This window comes from Mycobacterium parmense, assembly GCF_010730575.1.
GTDB classification, from domain to species: domain Bacteria; phylum Actinomycetota; class Actinomycetes; order Mycobacteriales; family Mycobacteriaceae; genus Mycobacterium; species Mycobacterium parmense.
Window position 1 is genome coordinate 3,030,238 of sequence record NZ_AP022614.1, and the last position, 14,786, is coordinate 3,045,023.

The window sequence follows — 14,786 nt, forward strand, 5'->3', positions numbered from 1 at the left end:
TACATTTGCGCGCCCTCGCGGCAGTCAGGGCGATTTTGCCAGCCGTACCCCGAGTTCGTCGGGCGGCACCAGATGCCCCTCGGCGCAACGAATTTCCACGCCCGCCTCGGCGCCGCAGCCCAGATGGGTGAGCCGCAGGCGATTGCGTCCCGGCAGATGCCGCCTGCCCCACTCGAACATGGCCCACACCACCGGCATGAAGTCGATTCCGGCGTCGGTGAGCACGTATTCGTCGCGGCTGCGCTGCCCGGGTTCGCGGTAGGGCCGTCGCGTCAGCAGGCCCAGGTCCACCAGCTCGGCGAGCCGCGCCGAGGTGGCCGCCTTGGTGATGCCCACCCGGCGCGCGAAGTCGTCGAACCGGGTGGTGCCGTAGTAGGCCTCGCGCATGATGAGCATCGCCGACTTGGTGCCGACGACGGCCATGGTCTTCTCGATGGCGCACTCGCCGACCGCCGACCAAGCTTCCCGGTCGGCCAGCGGTCCCTGCAGCATTGTCATCTAAATCACCTCCCCAGCTGGGTTGCATTCAGTGTACCTAGATGTTTACCTGGGTATAGCTAATCGAACTTAGCTGTGGACTCGAGGAGGAGCCATGATCAACGACCGCGACGCCGTCATCGTCGGTGCCGTCCGCACCCCCGTCGGCAAGGGCAAGGCCAGCGGCGGGCTGCACGACGTGCTGCCCGCCGACCTGCTGGCGCACAGCCTGCGTGAACTGGTCGAACGCACCGGGGTCGACCCGGCGCAGGTCGACGACGTGATCGCCGGGGCGGTCACCCAGGTAGGCGACCAGGCGGTCAACATCGCGCGCAATGCGTTGCTGGGCGCCGGCCTCCCGGAGTCGGTTCCCGGCGTCACGATCGACCGGCAGTGCGGCAGCAGCCAGCAGGCCATCAGCTTCGCCGCGCAGGGCGTGCTCGCCGGTTCCTACGACCTGGTCATCGCGGCCGGCGTGGAGTCAATGGGCCGCGTCCCGATGGGCAGCTCGGTGCTGCCCGGCAGCAACCCCTTCGGCGACGACATGACGCGCCGCTACCCCGAGGGCCTGGTGCCCCAGGGCATCAGCGCCGAGTTGATCGCCGCCAAGTGGGGCTTCTCGCGCACCCAGCTCGACGAGTTCTCGGCCGCCAGCCACGACAAGGCCGCCCGGGCCACCAAGGACGGGCTCTTCGACAACGAGCTGATCGCCACCGCCGGGTTGTCCGTCGACGAATCCATCCGGCCGGGCACGACGGCCGAGACGCTGGCCGGGCTGAAACCAGCGTTCTACAGCGAAGCGATGGAAGCGCGTTTCCCGCAGATCACTTGGTCGATCACGGCGGGCAACTCCTCGCCGCTGTCCGACGGCAGCGCCGCGGTGATGATCACCAGCGGCGAGGTCGCCAAGAAGCTGGGGCTGCACCCGCTGGCCCGCATCCACACCACCACCGTGGTGGGCTCCGACCCGCTCTACATGCTGACCGGCGTCATCCCCGCCACCGAGAAGGTGCTGCGCCGCGCCGGCCTGACGCTGGCCGACATCGACCTGTTCGAGGTCAACGAAGCCTTCGCGCCGGTGGTCCTCGCCTGGGCACACGACACCGGCGCCGACCTGGCCAAGACCAACGTCAACGGCGGCGCCATCGCGATCGGCCACCCGCTGGGCGCCAGCGGCGCCCGCATCATGACCACGCTGGTCAACGCTTTGCAGCAGCGCGGCGGGCGCTACGGGCTACAGACCATGTGCGAGGGCGGCGGGATGGCCAACGCCACCATCATCGAGCGATTGGATTAATCATGGCAGGATCACAGACCCGCTTCGACGGCGTGCGGGTGCGCTACGACAGCGAGAAGAGTTACGAGGCCCTGCTCGCCGCCCTGCTGGACGACATCGGCGACAAGCCGGTGCCGATCAACACTGTCGCCACCGACACCGGGAACTGGCAGGAATACCAGGAGCGGGTCGAACCCCAGGTCGGGCCTAGCGGATTCATGCTGTTCTCCCTGATCAACCACGGCGCATGGATCACCAAGGCCGGCATCGACCGCAAGCTGATGCGCGTCATTCTCGGCAACCCGCTGATCGCCATCACGATGCTGCGCCACGACGTGACCGCGGGCCTGTTCGCCCCCGTCGAATTGCTGCTCACCGACGAAGGCGACGGCCGCAGCAGCTTGACCTACGTCAAGCCGTCGTCGCTGATGGTCATCGAACCCAATCACGAATTGCGCAGCGCCGCAGAGGAACTCGACGCCAAGCTGGCGGCACTGGCCGAGAAGGTGACCAGCGCCTCCTGACCGCACGTGAGGAGCGCTGCGGTCGTTGAAGGAAATACCGTAGACGCGCTGCAGACGCTAGGCACCGCGAGAACGCTCAGGAATTCGACGCACGCTGCCGTGCCGAGAGCACTGGGCCTGGCACGTTGCATTCGACCGCGTGATCGTCGTGGTTTGCTGTAGTCACGAATAGCCGCAAGGGAGAAGCAGTTATGAAAGCGTGGCTGTGGGATGGACATGCAGGGATAGATCACCTGACCCTGGCTGACGCGCCTGATCCGGTTCCAGAGGAAGGCGAGGTGGTCATACAAGTCCACTACGCCGGCTTAAATCCGGCCGACCGGATGATGGCGGAGAGGCGCTACCCATATCCGGTATACCCTCCTGCGCCGCACGTGCTGGGGCGGGATGGCGTCGGGGAAGTAATCAAAGTTGGCAAAGGCGTCGAGGATGTGCAGGTGGGCGAGCACCGCGTTCTTCTGCGCAGTGACGTCGGGCTTCTCCGCTGGGGCATGTTTGCCGAACAAGCGTCCATACCGGCGGTTAACTTAGCGGAGATCCCCGCAGGTTGGACCGAAGAGCAGTCGTCGGGCGCCGCGGTCGTTTATCTATCGGCGTACCGTGCGCTCACCATGTGGGAACCGCTCAAGCCAAATTCAGTGGTCCTGGTCACCGGCGCGTCGGGAGGGGTCGGAGTTGCGGCTGTGCAACTGGCGGCGGCGATGGGCCACACGGTCGTGGCGCTTTCGCGCAGCGAGGAAAAGCAACGACGCCTCAAGGAACTCGGAGCGACGTTCACATTCAACCCTGAGGACCCGCAGTGGCGAGCTCGCGTAAAGGATGCCCTGAATGGAGGTGGGGTGAACCTGGCGGTCGACACGATCGGGGGCACGCTGCTTCCTGAAGTCATCGATACGATGGGCGATTCGGGAAGACTCAGCTTGGTGGGAGAACTCGGAGGCCCGGTGCCCAACTTTTACACGGGCACGCTCTTTTCGCGCTGGCTCCGAATTGGCGCAATGGCTCTCAGCTACTACACACCGGAGCAGCATCGCGCCGGCTGGCACGACCTCTTGGGCATATTGGCCCGCTCTGGCGCACGGCCTCTGGTCGACCGTGCGTTTCCGTTCGAGCAGTTGCCGCAAGCCTTCGAACGCCTAGCGGACGGCCCGATGGGCAAAGTGGTGATCGAGGTAAAGCCATGAGGCTCCATCACGTTGACTTCGACTTCACCGAACCGGGTAAGTGACGGCAGCGATACAACGAGGCGTTCGGCCGCGGTCGTGCTGGGACAGCGAGAAGAGTTACGACGCACTGCCGGACGACATCGGCGACAAGCTGGTGCCGATCAACACTGTCGCCACCGACACCGGGAACTGGCAGGAATACCAGGAGCGGGTCGAACCCCAGGTCGGGCCAAGCGGATTCATGCTGTTCTCCCTGATCAACCACGGCGCATGGATCACCAAGGCCGGCATCGACCGCAAGCTGATGCGCGTCATTCTCGGCAACCCGCTGATCGCCATCACGATGCTGCACCACGACGTGACCGCGGGGCAATCACGGCACGGCCTGTCTGGCCCCCGTCTGCCCTTCGGGACGCTTGGCGATGACGATGCGGCCCGCAACGGTGGGAATCTGCTCGAAGATGGAGATGGGCACGCCCAACACCGCTGAGAGCACGTCGTTGGGTATGGCGGTGAGAGACTGACCAATGCCGATGTCGTCTTTCGGTTCCGCGGCGTCTGAGTTGAATACGATCAGCGCCACCAATTCCTCTGTGGCACTGGCGTTTTCGAAGTAATGATAGTGACCCTGCGGTGCGAAGATGACGTCGCCTTTGCCGGCCTCGAAGACGTCCTGGGTGCCGTTGGGTCCGACGAACACCCATCGGCTCAACCCGGCCAGCACCACGTTGACTTCCCACGCGCTGGGATGCCAGTGCGGTTCTCGAATGCCGCCGACAGCCAGTCGCGCCAGATAGACCGCTCCCTTCTGGCCGACCAGTATCGGCCAGTTCTCGCTGTTGGCGCCTTGCAGGCTGCCGCCGGGGAAGACGTTGCCTCCCCAGTCGGCCAGGTGAAACAGGTGCGGATGATCGGGGTCCGTGCCTCCGGCAATCTGTTCGCCACGACCGACCGGCGTGGTCTGCTCGCTAGGCCAGGCCGCACTGCCGATCCCAGGGCCCTCCGGCAAGAGCTGCGGGGGCGGGGTGTTCGAGCCGGGCGGATTCGGTGACGGCACCGTGCGGTCGTCGACCGACGGCTGCGCCGCACCATCCGCTGGATTATTCGTCATCACAATTCCTTTCGTTGGTTTTGTTTCCCTATTGCTGAGTCGGCTGAGATGTCTGTGAGCTGCGGTTCGCGCCTGTCTGCGGACGGCGGTAATCCGCTCGAGGTAAACCGTTCCAGCGGCTTCCCTGGTCTTTCTGTTCTGACAGTTCCGGCGCCGCCGGGGTGCAGTCCCGCCGGTCCGGCCCCGGCCCGGTGTCGGAAGCTCAGCGACCCGTAGAGCACCGGGCGTTTCATCCGGACCCGGGCACACACTTTGTCGAAGCGCGGTCTTTGGCCGGCAGCGCCTCGCGCCCTTCAAGCTACTGCGGCGGCGGCCTCCACAACAGGGGTCCACATGACCGCGAATCAGAAAAACAGGGCGCCAAAGCCTTGTGCGAACGAGTAACCCAGGGACTTCACGGTTGCTGCCTGGTACGCGTTCTCAACCCATTCGGCGATCAACGGCAGACCGAGCGTGATGCTGAGTAACGCTATGGGCCGCAGTAGCGGCGGAGTCGGCGAATCGCCACTGACCGCTTTCCGCGACCTCGACACGCCTCGCCTGCTCGACAACGTCACCACGTTCAACTTCCACCCCCACCTGCCGCACTACGAACGCACTGACCCCGAAACCGATTCCGTGCGCGTGCTGGGCCGCCAACGCATCGACCCGAACCGGCCGCATCCTTCACCGCGGCCGGTAACACAGTTCAACGTGCTGATCTGGTTGCCGCCCAACGGGCGACGCGTCGGCGACGTCGTGCTCGTCGACTCCACCAACTTCACGACGCTGTTCGGTGGCACCGAAAGCCTCGAGAACTTTGGCACAACCTCGCGGCCATGAAATGGCGGTCCTCATGGACGCAACCGTGAGCAATGTCTTCTACGCCACCTCGGACCGCGCCTGAACGCCGTGCAGGTGTGATCAATCGGATGCGACGGGGAGGCCGGGGCACACCGCGATGTAGTCGATCGCCGGGGACACCCAGTCGCGCCATTGTTTGTGACTCATGTTGGTGAGCAGTTTGTCGCACAACTCCGAGGGATCGGCAACGGCAGGCGAGAGGAGCAGGGTTCCATCCAGGGTTGCCGAGGCGGCCAGTCGCCCGTCCGGGCTCACCGCCACACTTGTGACATCGTCTGATCTCATCAGCGGCGCCGCGGTCGGCTTGCCGGTAGAGGTGTCCCACAAACGCACGGTGCCATCGACTCCACCGCTTGCCATTTGACCTCCCACCCCGAACGCCACGCCGAAAATTACGCTCGAGTGACCCAACAGCGGACTGTCTTGCAACGGCGTTCGCGTGGTGGCGTCCCACAATTCCACCGCACCGTCCTCGCGCCCGCCCGCGACCGTCTTGCCGTCACGGGTGAATGCCACCGACATGAGGGGGATTGACCCGTGGGTGGATGTCATCACGTTTCCCTCGGGCTGTGTGGTGTCGGCGTTCCAGAGCCGGAGGCCGTCGTTGTAGCCGGCGACGAGGTGACGACCATCCGGGCTGAAAGCCAGTGCGAGGAGGGCATTGGGTTGGTCAACGGTCATGGGTTGGCCCAGGGCACGACCGGTCCCGACGTCCCACAACTGGACCGTGCCATCCTGGTCGTCGCCCGAGGCAACCCTGCGACCATCGCTACTGAAGGCGAAGTGGAAGGACGGTCCCTTGATGTTGAGACGGACAGGTGGCTGGATGGGCTGAAGCGTGTTGGCATCCCACTCCTGCACCGTGCCATCCCCCGCGGCGGTCACCATCCGCCCGCCAGCAACGAAGCCAAAATTCTTGTGTCCTGCGCCGCTCACCGCCAGCGGCGGGCCGGCCACGCCGGAGGCTGTGTCCCATTGCTGCACGGCCGTATCACCGGAGGCCGCTACCCGCCTGCCGTCGGGGCTGAACGCCGCCTCTACCAATACCGGGTCAGGGCCCCTCATCGGCTCGCCAACCGTGGTGTTCCACAGTCGAAGCGTGCCGTCCTGGCCGCATGTGGCGAGCTGTCGGCCATCCGGCCTGAACGCTGCGCCGAATACCGAGCGGTTGTGCCCGGCCAGCGTCTGACCGAATTGCGCCCCGGTGTCGGCGTTCCACACCTGCACCGCCCCGTCGTTGCGGCCGGTGGCAACGAGACGTCCGTCCGGGCTGAACGCGACCGCGGAGACCGCGCTCAGTTTTTTCGTCCCGACCTGAACTGTCCGGACATTCTTCCCGGAAGCGACGTCCCACAGCTCCAGATCGTCGCTGCCCGAGGCAATCGTGTGCCCGTCCGGGCTGAAGGCGATCCGGTACACAATCCCGGGAGTGGATTCCACGCCCGTAACCGACATGATCGGCGCGTGCGGCTGGCCAGTGGCCGTGTCGAACACCACGATCGAACCGTTGTTGCCGCTCGCGGCGAACAGCGCCCCGCTGCGGTCGAACGCGACATCGCTGATGGCCACGCGGTGGTCGTCGAACACATGATTGGTGGTGCGCAGATGTCCGGTCCGGGGGTTCCAGATTCGTACGGTGTCGTCTTCGCCGCCGGTGCCGATCATCGTGCCGTTTGGACTGACCGCGACGCTGGTGAGTCCGGTACCCACGTTTTGGGGATCGTGCACGAGCGGGTCGCCGGTGCCGGCGTTCCACAGCCGCATCGTGCCGTCAAAGCTGGTGGATGCAATCGTGTGGCCGTCGGGGGTGTACACGACGCCGGTGACCGCGCCGGAGGCTCCCTTGAGCGGGGAGCCGATCGGCTTTCCGGTGGTGGAATCCCATTGGCGCAGGGTTCCGTCGTCCTCGGCGGTCACGACGCGACTGCCGTCCGGGCTGTATGCGAGTTGGCGCGCGAACGACGATGTGTCGACGATCTTCTGGGTGGTGACCCGGGCAATCTGGGCGTTGAGGATGGGCACCCCGTCAGCCTCTATCGCGTTAGCGGCCAGCAGTTCCTGCAGGGCACGCACATCGCCGCCAGGAGTGTCGCCGGCCAGCATCGCCGCCCCCTCGGCGCTGAGCTTGGCCACGGTCGCGTCGTGCAGGCGCCGGATGGCTTCTTGGCGCTGGGCGAAGGCGATGACGGCGGCGACCACGGCGAGCACGGTAAGCACCGCCAATCCGCTGATCGCCGCGGCGCGCAGTCGGCGAAACCTCCGCTGCTCGCGCAAATCGTCGCTGGCCAGCTGGTCTTTGGGTTTGCCGTGAATCGGAGCCGCCAACGCGGTGACCTTGTCGCGGAACGCCACTGACCGCAAATCCCACGGCGCATCGTCGCTGACGTCGATGTACAAGGGCTCGGCAAGCAGGGATCCCGGCTGGGTCAGCGCCGGTGGCGCGGCGTCAGAGTGTTCAGGGTCGAACCTGTTTCGCGTCGCGTCCCATCGCAGCTGACCTTCGGCCAGAACCAACATCAGTCGCTGGTGACCGCGGTGTTCAAGCCAGTGCCTGATCTCCTCGTTGACCCAGTGTGATGACGCCGCTTGCGGGGACAACACCACGATCATGTAGCGGGCGCTATCGAGCGCCTCCGCAATCTTGCCCCACAGATCCGGGTCGGCTGTGAGGTTGGTGTCGTCGCGGAACACCCGCAACGCGCGCAACTGACCGATGCGCCGCCCGATCTGGTGCAGGCCCTTCTGGATCGCCATGGTGACCTGCCGATCACGATGCGAATAGGACAAGAAGGCGCCGTATTCCGGCGGCCTGCCGCCTTCGGGAGCCGCAGATTCGAAGCCCTTTGTTACCTCGGCCATATTCCGCCTAGGGACGCTCCGGGGGCCTTGACAATCCGGCCGGCATGTCAGTAACCACGTCAAGTTTGCCACCTGGCGCGCCGGCGCGAGCCGGTTCGCCGATCTCGACTGTTCGACACCCGCCGAGTCGTCGCCGGTCGCGGCAGGCCCACCCATGTCGCGAATGGCAGCCGCCGGCGACGCGAACGCCCACGTTCAGTCCATGGTGGCGAACTGTCCGAGCACCGAGATGGTGCTCGGCGGCTATTCCCGGGAGGCTGTGGTGATAGATCTGATCACCATCGCCTGGCGCGCTCGCGCACTGGTTCGGCATCTAGTGCCTCACTCCCTGCGCAACCGGAGCGTGGTCGCCGCGGCCTCGTCGCGCACCATCGCGCTCGTCGAATCACCCTGGTACTTCTGGCGATACGCGTCGTCTACGGCCGCCCGCAGCGCCGCGGGGCCGGCACCGACATCCACGACGCGCACGTCGGCTTCCAGGCCCGGGGCGCGTACCCGCGCCCGCCCGGTGCGCAGGGCGAGACCGAACCAGCCGGTCGTTCTGCGATACCAGGTACGGACGTAGACCTCGCCGTCCGCGCACACCACCCAGATCGGCGTCCCGGGCCGCGGCGTGCCGTCCTCTCGGTACACGGCGATCTCCAATTCGGTTGTGCGGTCTATGCGCTCGAGTTCGCTGGGCGTCCAGGTCATGACGCGAGGGGCCGCGGCAGCACGCGCACGGTAGTGCGGGTCGCGACGGTCATGCCGAACGGGATCCTTTCGCTCGATGATGCGGCGGCCCTACTGCAGCGCCGTGATGACGGACGCATACATGGTCGACTTGATCGCCCCCAGTGTCCCGGGATCTTTCCCGACCAACGGCCGGATGCGATCGACGGCTGCCTGGACCAATTCCTGCTCCGATGCGGTGTCGTCCACCAGGCCGGCGGCTTGGGCGTCGGACCCGGCGAACCGGCGCGCCGTCGTCATCGACGCCACGGCGGTCTGCGGAGTCAGCTTCGCCTGGATCAACGCGGCCATGCCCGGGGTGAAGGGAATGTTGATGTCGGCTTCCGGAAAACAGAAATAGCCGCGATCGGATCGCATGACGCGGTAATCGTGAGCGATGGCGAGCATGGCTCCCGCGCCGAAAGCGTGACCGTTGACGGCGGCGATCGTGGGCATCGGGAAGGTCAGGATGCGGGCGAAGAGTCGCTGCACCGCACCGACATACCACTGGCCGCGTTCGGCGTTCGCGGAGAGCCATTCCAGGTCAAGGCCGTTGGAGTAGAACTTGCCGATCCCGGCGGTGACCAAGCCCTTAGACGTGCCCTCGATTTCGTCGAGGCGGGCGGTCACCTCGTCGAGCCAGTCGGGTGCGAAGCGGTTTTCGTCGTCTCCCAGCGTGAGGACGGCGACGGATTCGTGCTGATCGACCTTCGTGGCCATGGCCTCATCCTTCGGTTTCGATGTGACGGGTTTCCCGGGCGAAGCGGGCGGTCCACGCGCCGGCCCGGCCCGTCCCGCGGCGGCGAGCCGTTGCCCGGCGCCATGCCTGGTCGTCACGCCCGGGCCGCGGCCACCCGTGGCGTCAATCGAACTTGCTGGAGTACTGCGAGCAGTAACTCCCGGTGGCCGCACCCATGATCTTGGCGATCGAGGTGTCAGCCAGTTGCGGCATCCCCGATTTCGCGTCGGCCAGGGTCTGCTCGAACGTCAACCCCTTGGACCAGTCTGCACAGACGGCATGCCCGATCTGGACCATCGCCTGGTCCGAGCCGCCGGGCCACGTGATGCCCTTGTCCTTGAGCGTTTGCAGGTAGGTGTCGTCGGTGGAATCGGCGCCGGCGATCGGGGCGACGGCGAGTGCGATGCCGCCCAGGATCACAGCGAACGGGCCGGCCAGTCGTGCGATGTTATTCATCCGTTGACTCCTCCGTGGGGAACTGTTTCGCGCAAGCCCCCCTGACGCCGACGCGGTAGCAGTCACAGTATCGCGGCCGCGCGCTGCAGCAAACGTTGTCAACGATTCGGCGAGCGAACACCCGACCCCTACCGGGGCAGCACGGCCTCGATGGCGCTGATCACCTCGGGGGCGTCGGGTTCGGTGCGGGGGCGGAACCGATTGACCACCTCACCGTCGGGAGCGATCAGAAACTTCTCGAAGTTCCATTGGATGTCGCCCGCCGCGCCGGCGTCGTCGGCCGTCTTGGTCAGCTCGGCATAAAGCGGATGGCGGTCGCCGCCGTTGACATCGGTTTTCGCCAACAACGGAAACGTCACCCCGTACGTCGTGGAGCAGAACTCCCGGATCTCCTCGGCCGTGCCCGGTTCCTGGCCCATGAACTGGTTGCACGGAACGCCGACGACCGTCAGGCCACGGTCGCGGTAGTCGCTGGCCAGCTTCTCCAACGCGGCGTACTGCGGGGTCAGGCCGCACTTGGAGGCCACGTTCACCACCAGCGTTGCGCCGTCGGACAATTCGGCCAGCGTGGTGGGAGTGCCGTCGAGGGTGGTCAGGGCGATGTCTTTGAGGGTCACACCCAGGACGCTAACACTGCGCCTGGGGTGTCACCAGGAACTTCTCTCCCGTCGCCCGCTTCACGTAGGCGTGGAACGCCTCGGGCGCCAGCATGCCGGCCAGTGAAACCTCCCGGGTGTAGGCGCTGGCGAACGTCGTGGTCAGCTCGGCGGCCACCCTCGCCCTAAGCCGGCCGAAGGTTTGCGCGTCGATGCTCTGCAGGAACGGAGTCAGCAGCCAGCCCCCGACGCCCCATGCCATGCCGAAGTTTCGCGTCAGCGTCGTGGGCCCGGTGTCGAGTCCTCCGTAGATGTACACCTGCTTGTGAACGGTCGACCCGTAGCGCGAATACTCCCCCGTAGTCGCGCCGGCCGCCTTCTCCATGCCGTTGAGGATCTGGCTCGCCAGCGTCCCGCCCCCTACGGCGTCGAAGGCGATGGTCGCGGAGGTGGCCGTGAGAGCCTCGAGGAGATCGGCCTCGAACGACGGCGATGCGGAGTTGCAGACATATTCTGCGCCAAGCGATCTCAGCAACTCCTCCTGGTCCGGCTTGCGGACGATGTTGACCAGCGGCACATCGTCGCGGCGGCAGAGCTTGACCAGCATCTGGCCGAGATTCGACGCCGCCGCGGTGTGCACGAGGCCCGAATGACCTTCCCGGCGCATGGTGTCCAGCATGCCGAGAGCAGTCAACGGGTTGACGAAGGACGACGCGCCGTCGGCGGCGGTCGCCCCCTCGGGCAGGACGAGGCACGCGGACGCGGCGACCGCCCGGTACTGGCTGTACATGGCGCCGCCCGCGATGCCGACCAGCTTGCCCAGCAGAGCCTGGGCCGCCGGGGACGAGCCGGCGGCCACGACCGTGCCCGCACCCTCGTTGCCGACCGCAAGCGGCTTGTCGAGCCGCGCGGAACGCCCTTGCAAGGCGGCCTCGCTCAGGGTTGCGGTGACGACCGGGCGCTCCGGCGTGCCCGTCACCGTGGCCGTGGACATGTCGGCGCCGGCGATCAGAACGCCCAAGTCCGAGGGGTTGATCGGCGATGCTTCCACCCGCACCACCACCTCGTCGGCGCCCGGGGTGGGAACTGCCACGTCACGCAGCGAAAGCTCGAGCGTGCCCCTCGATGTCACCAGGGAACGCAGTTCAAGGGCGTGATCGGGCAGGTCTACGGTCATCGGGCTCGCCTCGTTCCTGGTGCGGCTGCACGTTTCACCATACGAACTCCAGAGCGGCCGCGGCTACGCCCCGCGCGCCTATCGCCGACCCGCCTCGAGAACGCCGACACGGTAACCCCTTCCGCTCAACCGCAACGTGGAGACGCTGCCGCCGAAGCCAGAGCCGATGACGAGGACGTCGTAGCCGGATCGGGTCACGCGCCGATCTCCTCGGTGACGGACGTCGGAAACACTTCCAGGTAATCGGCAACGAGCAGATCCGCCGTGCGGCGCTGATATTCGTGGACCAGCCCCGGCCAGTTCGTGGTCACCCGACCGGAGGAGGTGCGATACCACGACTCGCACGTCGTCCACACCCCGCTGTCCAGGCGCGCCTGGACCTCCGCGTCGTAGGCCTCGTGCACGGCGCGGCGCACCTCGAACGCGCGGGCCACGCCCCCGCGGGCGAGTTCCTCGGCGACCTGGCGGATGTAGCGGGCCTGCTGCTCCATCATCAGGATGATCGAGCTGCTGCCGAGATTGGTGTTGGGGCCGTAGATCAGGAACATGTTCGGGAATCCCGGCACGGCCATGCCCAGGTGGGCGTGGGCGCCCTGTGCCCATTCCGTACGCAGGTCCCGCCCGGCGCGGCCGGTGATCGTCATCGGGGCGAGGAATTCGGTGGCCTTGAAACCGGTGCCGTAGACGACGATGTCCACCTCGTGCAGCCGGCCGTCGCCGGTGCGCACACCGGTCGGCGTCACCTCCGTGATCGCGGCCGTCTCGACCGAGACGTTGTCGCGCGCCAGCGCGGGGTACCACTCGCTGCTGAACAGGACGCGCTTGCAGCCGATCGGATAATCCGGGGTGAGCTTGGCACGCAGCACCGGATCCTTGATGTGGCGCTTGAGGTTTCCCAGTGCGAGGGCCCGCAGCAGCCGGGCCAGCGGCGCGACCTTCGTCAGCGCGAGACCCAGCAGCTCGGTGATCTCCCAGATCGCCGCGCGCATGGCGGCGGCGAACCCGGGAAACTTCGAGAACGCGGCGTGGTGGGCGCGCGTGTAGGCGCGGTCGAGTTTCGGCACCACATAGGGCGCCGAGCGCTGAAAGACCGTGACGTGCCCGGCGGTGGTGCGAATACGCGGGACGAACTGGATCGCCGACGCCCCGGTGCCCAGGACCGCGACGCGCTTGCCGGCCAGGTCGACGTCGTGGCGCCACTGCGCCGAGTGGAAGGAGGGACCCGCGAACGTGTCGAGTCCCGGGATCGAGGGAAGCGCCGGGCGCGACAGTTGGCCCACGGCGGGGATGAGCAGGTCGGCCTCGAAAACTTCGCCGCTCGAGGTCTCTGCCCGCCACGTGGCGGTGCCGTCGTCGTAGGAGGCGGAGGTGACCTCGACGCCGGTGCGCACCAGCCCGCGCAGGCCGAACCGGTCGGCGGTGTCGTGGATGTAACCCAGGATGTCGGGCTGCTCGGCGTAGCGCCGGCCCCAGTCGGTCTTGCGGGCGAATGAATAGGAGTACAGGTTCGACGGGACGTCGCATGCGGCGCCGGGGTAGGTGTTCTCCCGCCAGACACCGCCGATGTCGCCGGCCTTCTCCAGCACCGTCACGTCGGCCAAACCGCCCTTGGTCAGCTCGTAGGCCGCCGCCAGGCCGCCGAAGCCGGCGCCGATGACCACCGCGCGGGGACGGCGGGGGATCGAAGTCATGGATCCCACGTTAGGGGCCACGGCCCGTCGTCGGCAGCCCATTCCGGTCTGCAAATCCATGATTCCGGCCAAGCCGCGAACGTGCCGGTCAACGGGCCCGCGGCGCCGCCGAACGCTGATACCGGGCCGGAGTCGTACCCGTCCACCGTTTGAACGCGGCGATGAAACTCGTCGCCTCGGCATAGCCCAGCCGCAACGCGACGTCGTCAACGGAGAGTGCGCCCGTGGCCAGCAACTCCTCGGCGAGCACCCGGTGGACCTCTTCGACCAGGCACCGGAAGGACGTGTTCTCCTCGGCCAGGCGTCGCCGCAGCGTCCGCTCGCTCATCGCCAGTTGCCGGGCGACGCTCGCGACCGTGTGGGGTTTGCCGTCGATCGAGGCCAAGCGGTCGCGGACCCGCCGGGCGACACCGGTCAGCTGCCGACGGCGTTCCAGCAACTCCTGGCATTGCTGCTGACACGTGGCCACACTGATCTCGCTGGCCTGGGGCAGCCGGTCGGTCAGCAGCGCGGCGGGCCACGACACCACCGTCACCCGCAAGCCGTAACCGGGTGTCACGCCGAACGCCTCGCGGGCGGCGGCGTCACCCGACGCCGGCGCCGGACCCGCGAACGTGACGGACGTGAACGGAACGGGCCTGCCCAGCAGCTCCGCCATGACTCGCGCGATCGCGACCAGGTCACGCCGCATGAGAAACTGCGCAACCGGACCGGTCAGGTCGGGCAGGTCGAGCCGCAGTGACGCCTGTGGTCCATCGACGATGACCGTCGGCAGACAGAACCCGTAGCTGAGCTCGTAGAACTTGGCCGCAAATCTCACCGCGTCGCCGAGCGTCGAACTGGTCAGGCAGGCAAAACCGAAGATGCCGAAGGATCCGACGTGATAGGTGCCCCCCACCCGCACCCCGAGGTCGGCAGCTCCCGCCTCGCCGCCGAGCAGGTTGACCAGGTTGGTCACGACCGCCAGCTCCTGGCGCCCGACGATCATCCGATTGTGGTCGTGCAGGTCCGCCTCGGAAAGCCCGGAACCTTCGAGCACCTCCGACACGGCAAGCCCGCTCTCGCAAGCGAAATCGGCCATCAATGCGACGCTGGCGGTGTTCCGCGGGAAATCCCAGTGCGACACCTGCCGTCCCGCGAACACCCGCACACGTCCCAGT

The 14,786-nt window shown here is 66.8% G+C and carries 14 protein-coding genes and 3 pseudogenes; 5 read left to right on the forward strand and 12 right to left on the reverse strand.

Going from position 1 to position 14,786, the window contains the following annotated elements; genetic code table 11:
* Window positions 1–24 precede the first annotated feature (24 nt).
* Entirely contained in the window at window positions 25–498 is a 474-nt protein-coding gene (locus tag G6N48_RS13875) for a winged helix-turn-helix transcriptional regulator (protein ID WP_085267653.1), read from the reverse strand.
* A 94-nt stretch (window positions 499–592) separates the two neighbouring features.
* Between G6N48_RS13875 and G6N48_RS13880 the strand changes: the two genes are divergently transcribed.
* The 4 genes from G6N48_RS13880 to G6N48_RS13895 all read left to right on the forward strand — a co-directional run bounded on the left by G6N48_RS13880 (window position 593) and on the right by G6N48_RS13895 (window position 3,933).
* A complete protein-coding gene (locus G6N48_RS13880) occupies window positions 593–1,774 on the forward strand; it encodes a thiolase family protein (RefSeq protein WP_085267652.1) in 1,182 nt (393 codons plus the stop codon).
* Between the two features lie 2 nt (window positions 1,775–1,776).
* The gene (locus tag G6N48_RS13885; protein WP_085267651.1) at window positions 1,777–2,277 is read left to right on the forward strand and encodes a DUF302 domain-containing protein; all 501 of its coding nucleotides are present in this window, start codon (window positions 1,777–1,779) and stop codon (window positions 2,275–2,277) included.
* 191 nt (window positions 2,278–2,468) lie between these two features.
* Complete coding sequence (locus tag G6N48_RS13890) at window positions 2,469–3,461, forward strand: quinone oxidoreductase family protein (RefSeq protein ID WP_085267650.1); 993 nt, start codon at window positions 2,469–2,471, stop codon at window positions 3,459–3,461.
* A gap of 40 nt (window positions 3,462–3,501) precedes the next feature.
* Window positions 3,502–3,933: a hypothetical protein gene (locus tag G6N48_RS13895; protein WP_232066624.1), complete on the forward strand. Its 432-nt coding sequence runs from the start codon at window positions 3,502–3,504 to the stop codon at window positions 3,931–3,933.
* On the opposite strand, the gene G6N48_RS13900 is transcribed toward G6N48_RS13895, so the two are convergent.
* Entirely contained in the window at window positions 3,817–4,554 is a 738-nt protein-coding gene (locus G6N48_RS13900; protein ID WP_085267649.1) for a cupin domain-containing protein, read from the reverse strand. The genes G6N48_RS13895 and G6N48_RS13900 overlap by 117 nt on opposite strands.
* Before the next feature lie 501 nt (window positions 4,555–5,055).
* On the opposite strand from G6N48_RS13900, the pseudogene G6N48_RS13910 reads away from it, so the two are divergent.
* Window positions 5,056–5,405, forward strand: a pseudogene (locus G6N48_RS13910) (hypothetical protein); the annotation flags it as partial.
* A gap of 52 nt (window positions 5,406–5,457) precedes the next feature.
* Here the strand turns inward: G6N48_RS13910 and G6N48_RS13915 are convergent.
* The 10 genes and pseudogenes from G6N48_RS13915 to G6N48_RS13960 form a co-directional block, all read right to left on the reverse strand.
* On the reverse strand, window positions 5,458–7,794 hold the full coding sequence (locus tag G6N48_RS13915; protein ID WP_232066625.1) for a WD40 repeat domain-containing protein: 2,337 nt from the start codon (window positions 7,792–7,794) through the stop codon (window positions 5,458–5,460).
* 108 nt (window positions 7,795–7,902) lie between these two features.
* Window positions 7,903–8,412 (reverse strand): annotated as a pseudogene (locus G6N48_RS28950) (toll/interleukin-1 receptor domain-containing protein); the annotation flags it as partial.
* A gap of 165 nt (window positions 8,413–8,577) precedes the next feature.
* Complete coding sequence (locus G6N48_RS13925; protein WP_139825619.1) at window positions 8,578–8,949, reverse strand: DUF2255 family protein; 372 nt, start codon at window positions 8,947–8,949, stop codon at window positions 8,578–8,580.
* Between the two features lie 90 nt (window positions 8,950–9,039).
* Window positions 9,040–9,687, reverse strand: coding sequence for an enoyl-CoA hydratase-related protein (locus G6N48_RS13930; RefSeq protein ID WP_085267646.1), 648 nt, complete (start codon window positions 9,685–9,687; stop codon window positions 9,040–9,042).
* Between the two features lie 142 nt (window positions 9,688–9,829).
* Window positions 9,830–10,162 carry a DUF732 domain-containing protein gene (locus G6N48_RS13935; protein WP_085267645.1) on the reverse strand — a complete coding sequence of 111 codons (333 nt, stop codon included), beginning with the start codon at window positions 10,160–10,162 and terminating at the stop codon, window positions 9,830–9,832.
* A 128-nt stretch (window positions 10,163–10,290) separates the two neighbouring features.
* The gene (locus tag G6N48_RS13940; RefSeq protein WP_085267644.1) at window positions 10,291–10,779 is read right to left on the reverse strand and encodes a glutathione peroxidase; all 489 of its coding nucleotides are present in this window, start codon (window positions 10,777–10,779) and stop codon (window positions 10,291–10,293) included.
* 10 nt (window positions 10,780–10,789) lie between these two features.
* Window positions 10,790–11,935, reverse strand: a complete 1,146-nt coding sequence (locus G6N48_RS13945; protein ID WP_085267643.1) for a zinc-binding dehydrogenase — start codon at window positions 11,933–11,935, stop codon at window positions 10,790–10,792.
* A gap of 81 nt (window positions 11,936–12,016) precedes the next feature.
* Window positions 12,017–12,133, reverse strand: a pseudogene (locus tag G6N48_RS13950) (NAD(P)-binding protein); the annotation flags it as partial.
* Complete coding sequence (locus G6N48_RS13955) at window positions 12,130–13,626, reverse strand: flavin-containing monooxygenase (protein WP_085267642.1); 1,497 nt, start codon at window positions 13,624–13,626, stop codon at window positions 12,130–12,132. The gene G6N48_RS13955 and the pseudogene G6N48_RS13950, both read right to left, overlap by 4 nt.
* A gap of 88 nt (window positions 13,627–13,714) precedes the next feature.
* A complete protein-coding gene (locus G6N48_RS13960; RefSeq protein ID WP_232066626.1) occupies window positions 13,715–14,707 on the reverse strand; it encodes an AraC family transcriptional regulator in 993 nt (330 codons plus the stop codon).
* Between the last annotated feature and the right edge of the window lie 79 nt (window positions 14,708–14,786).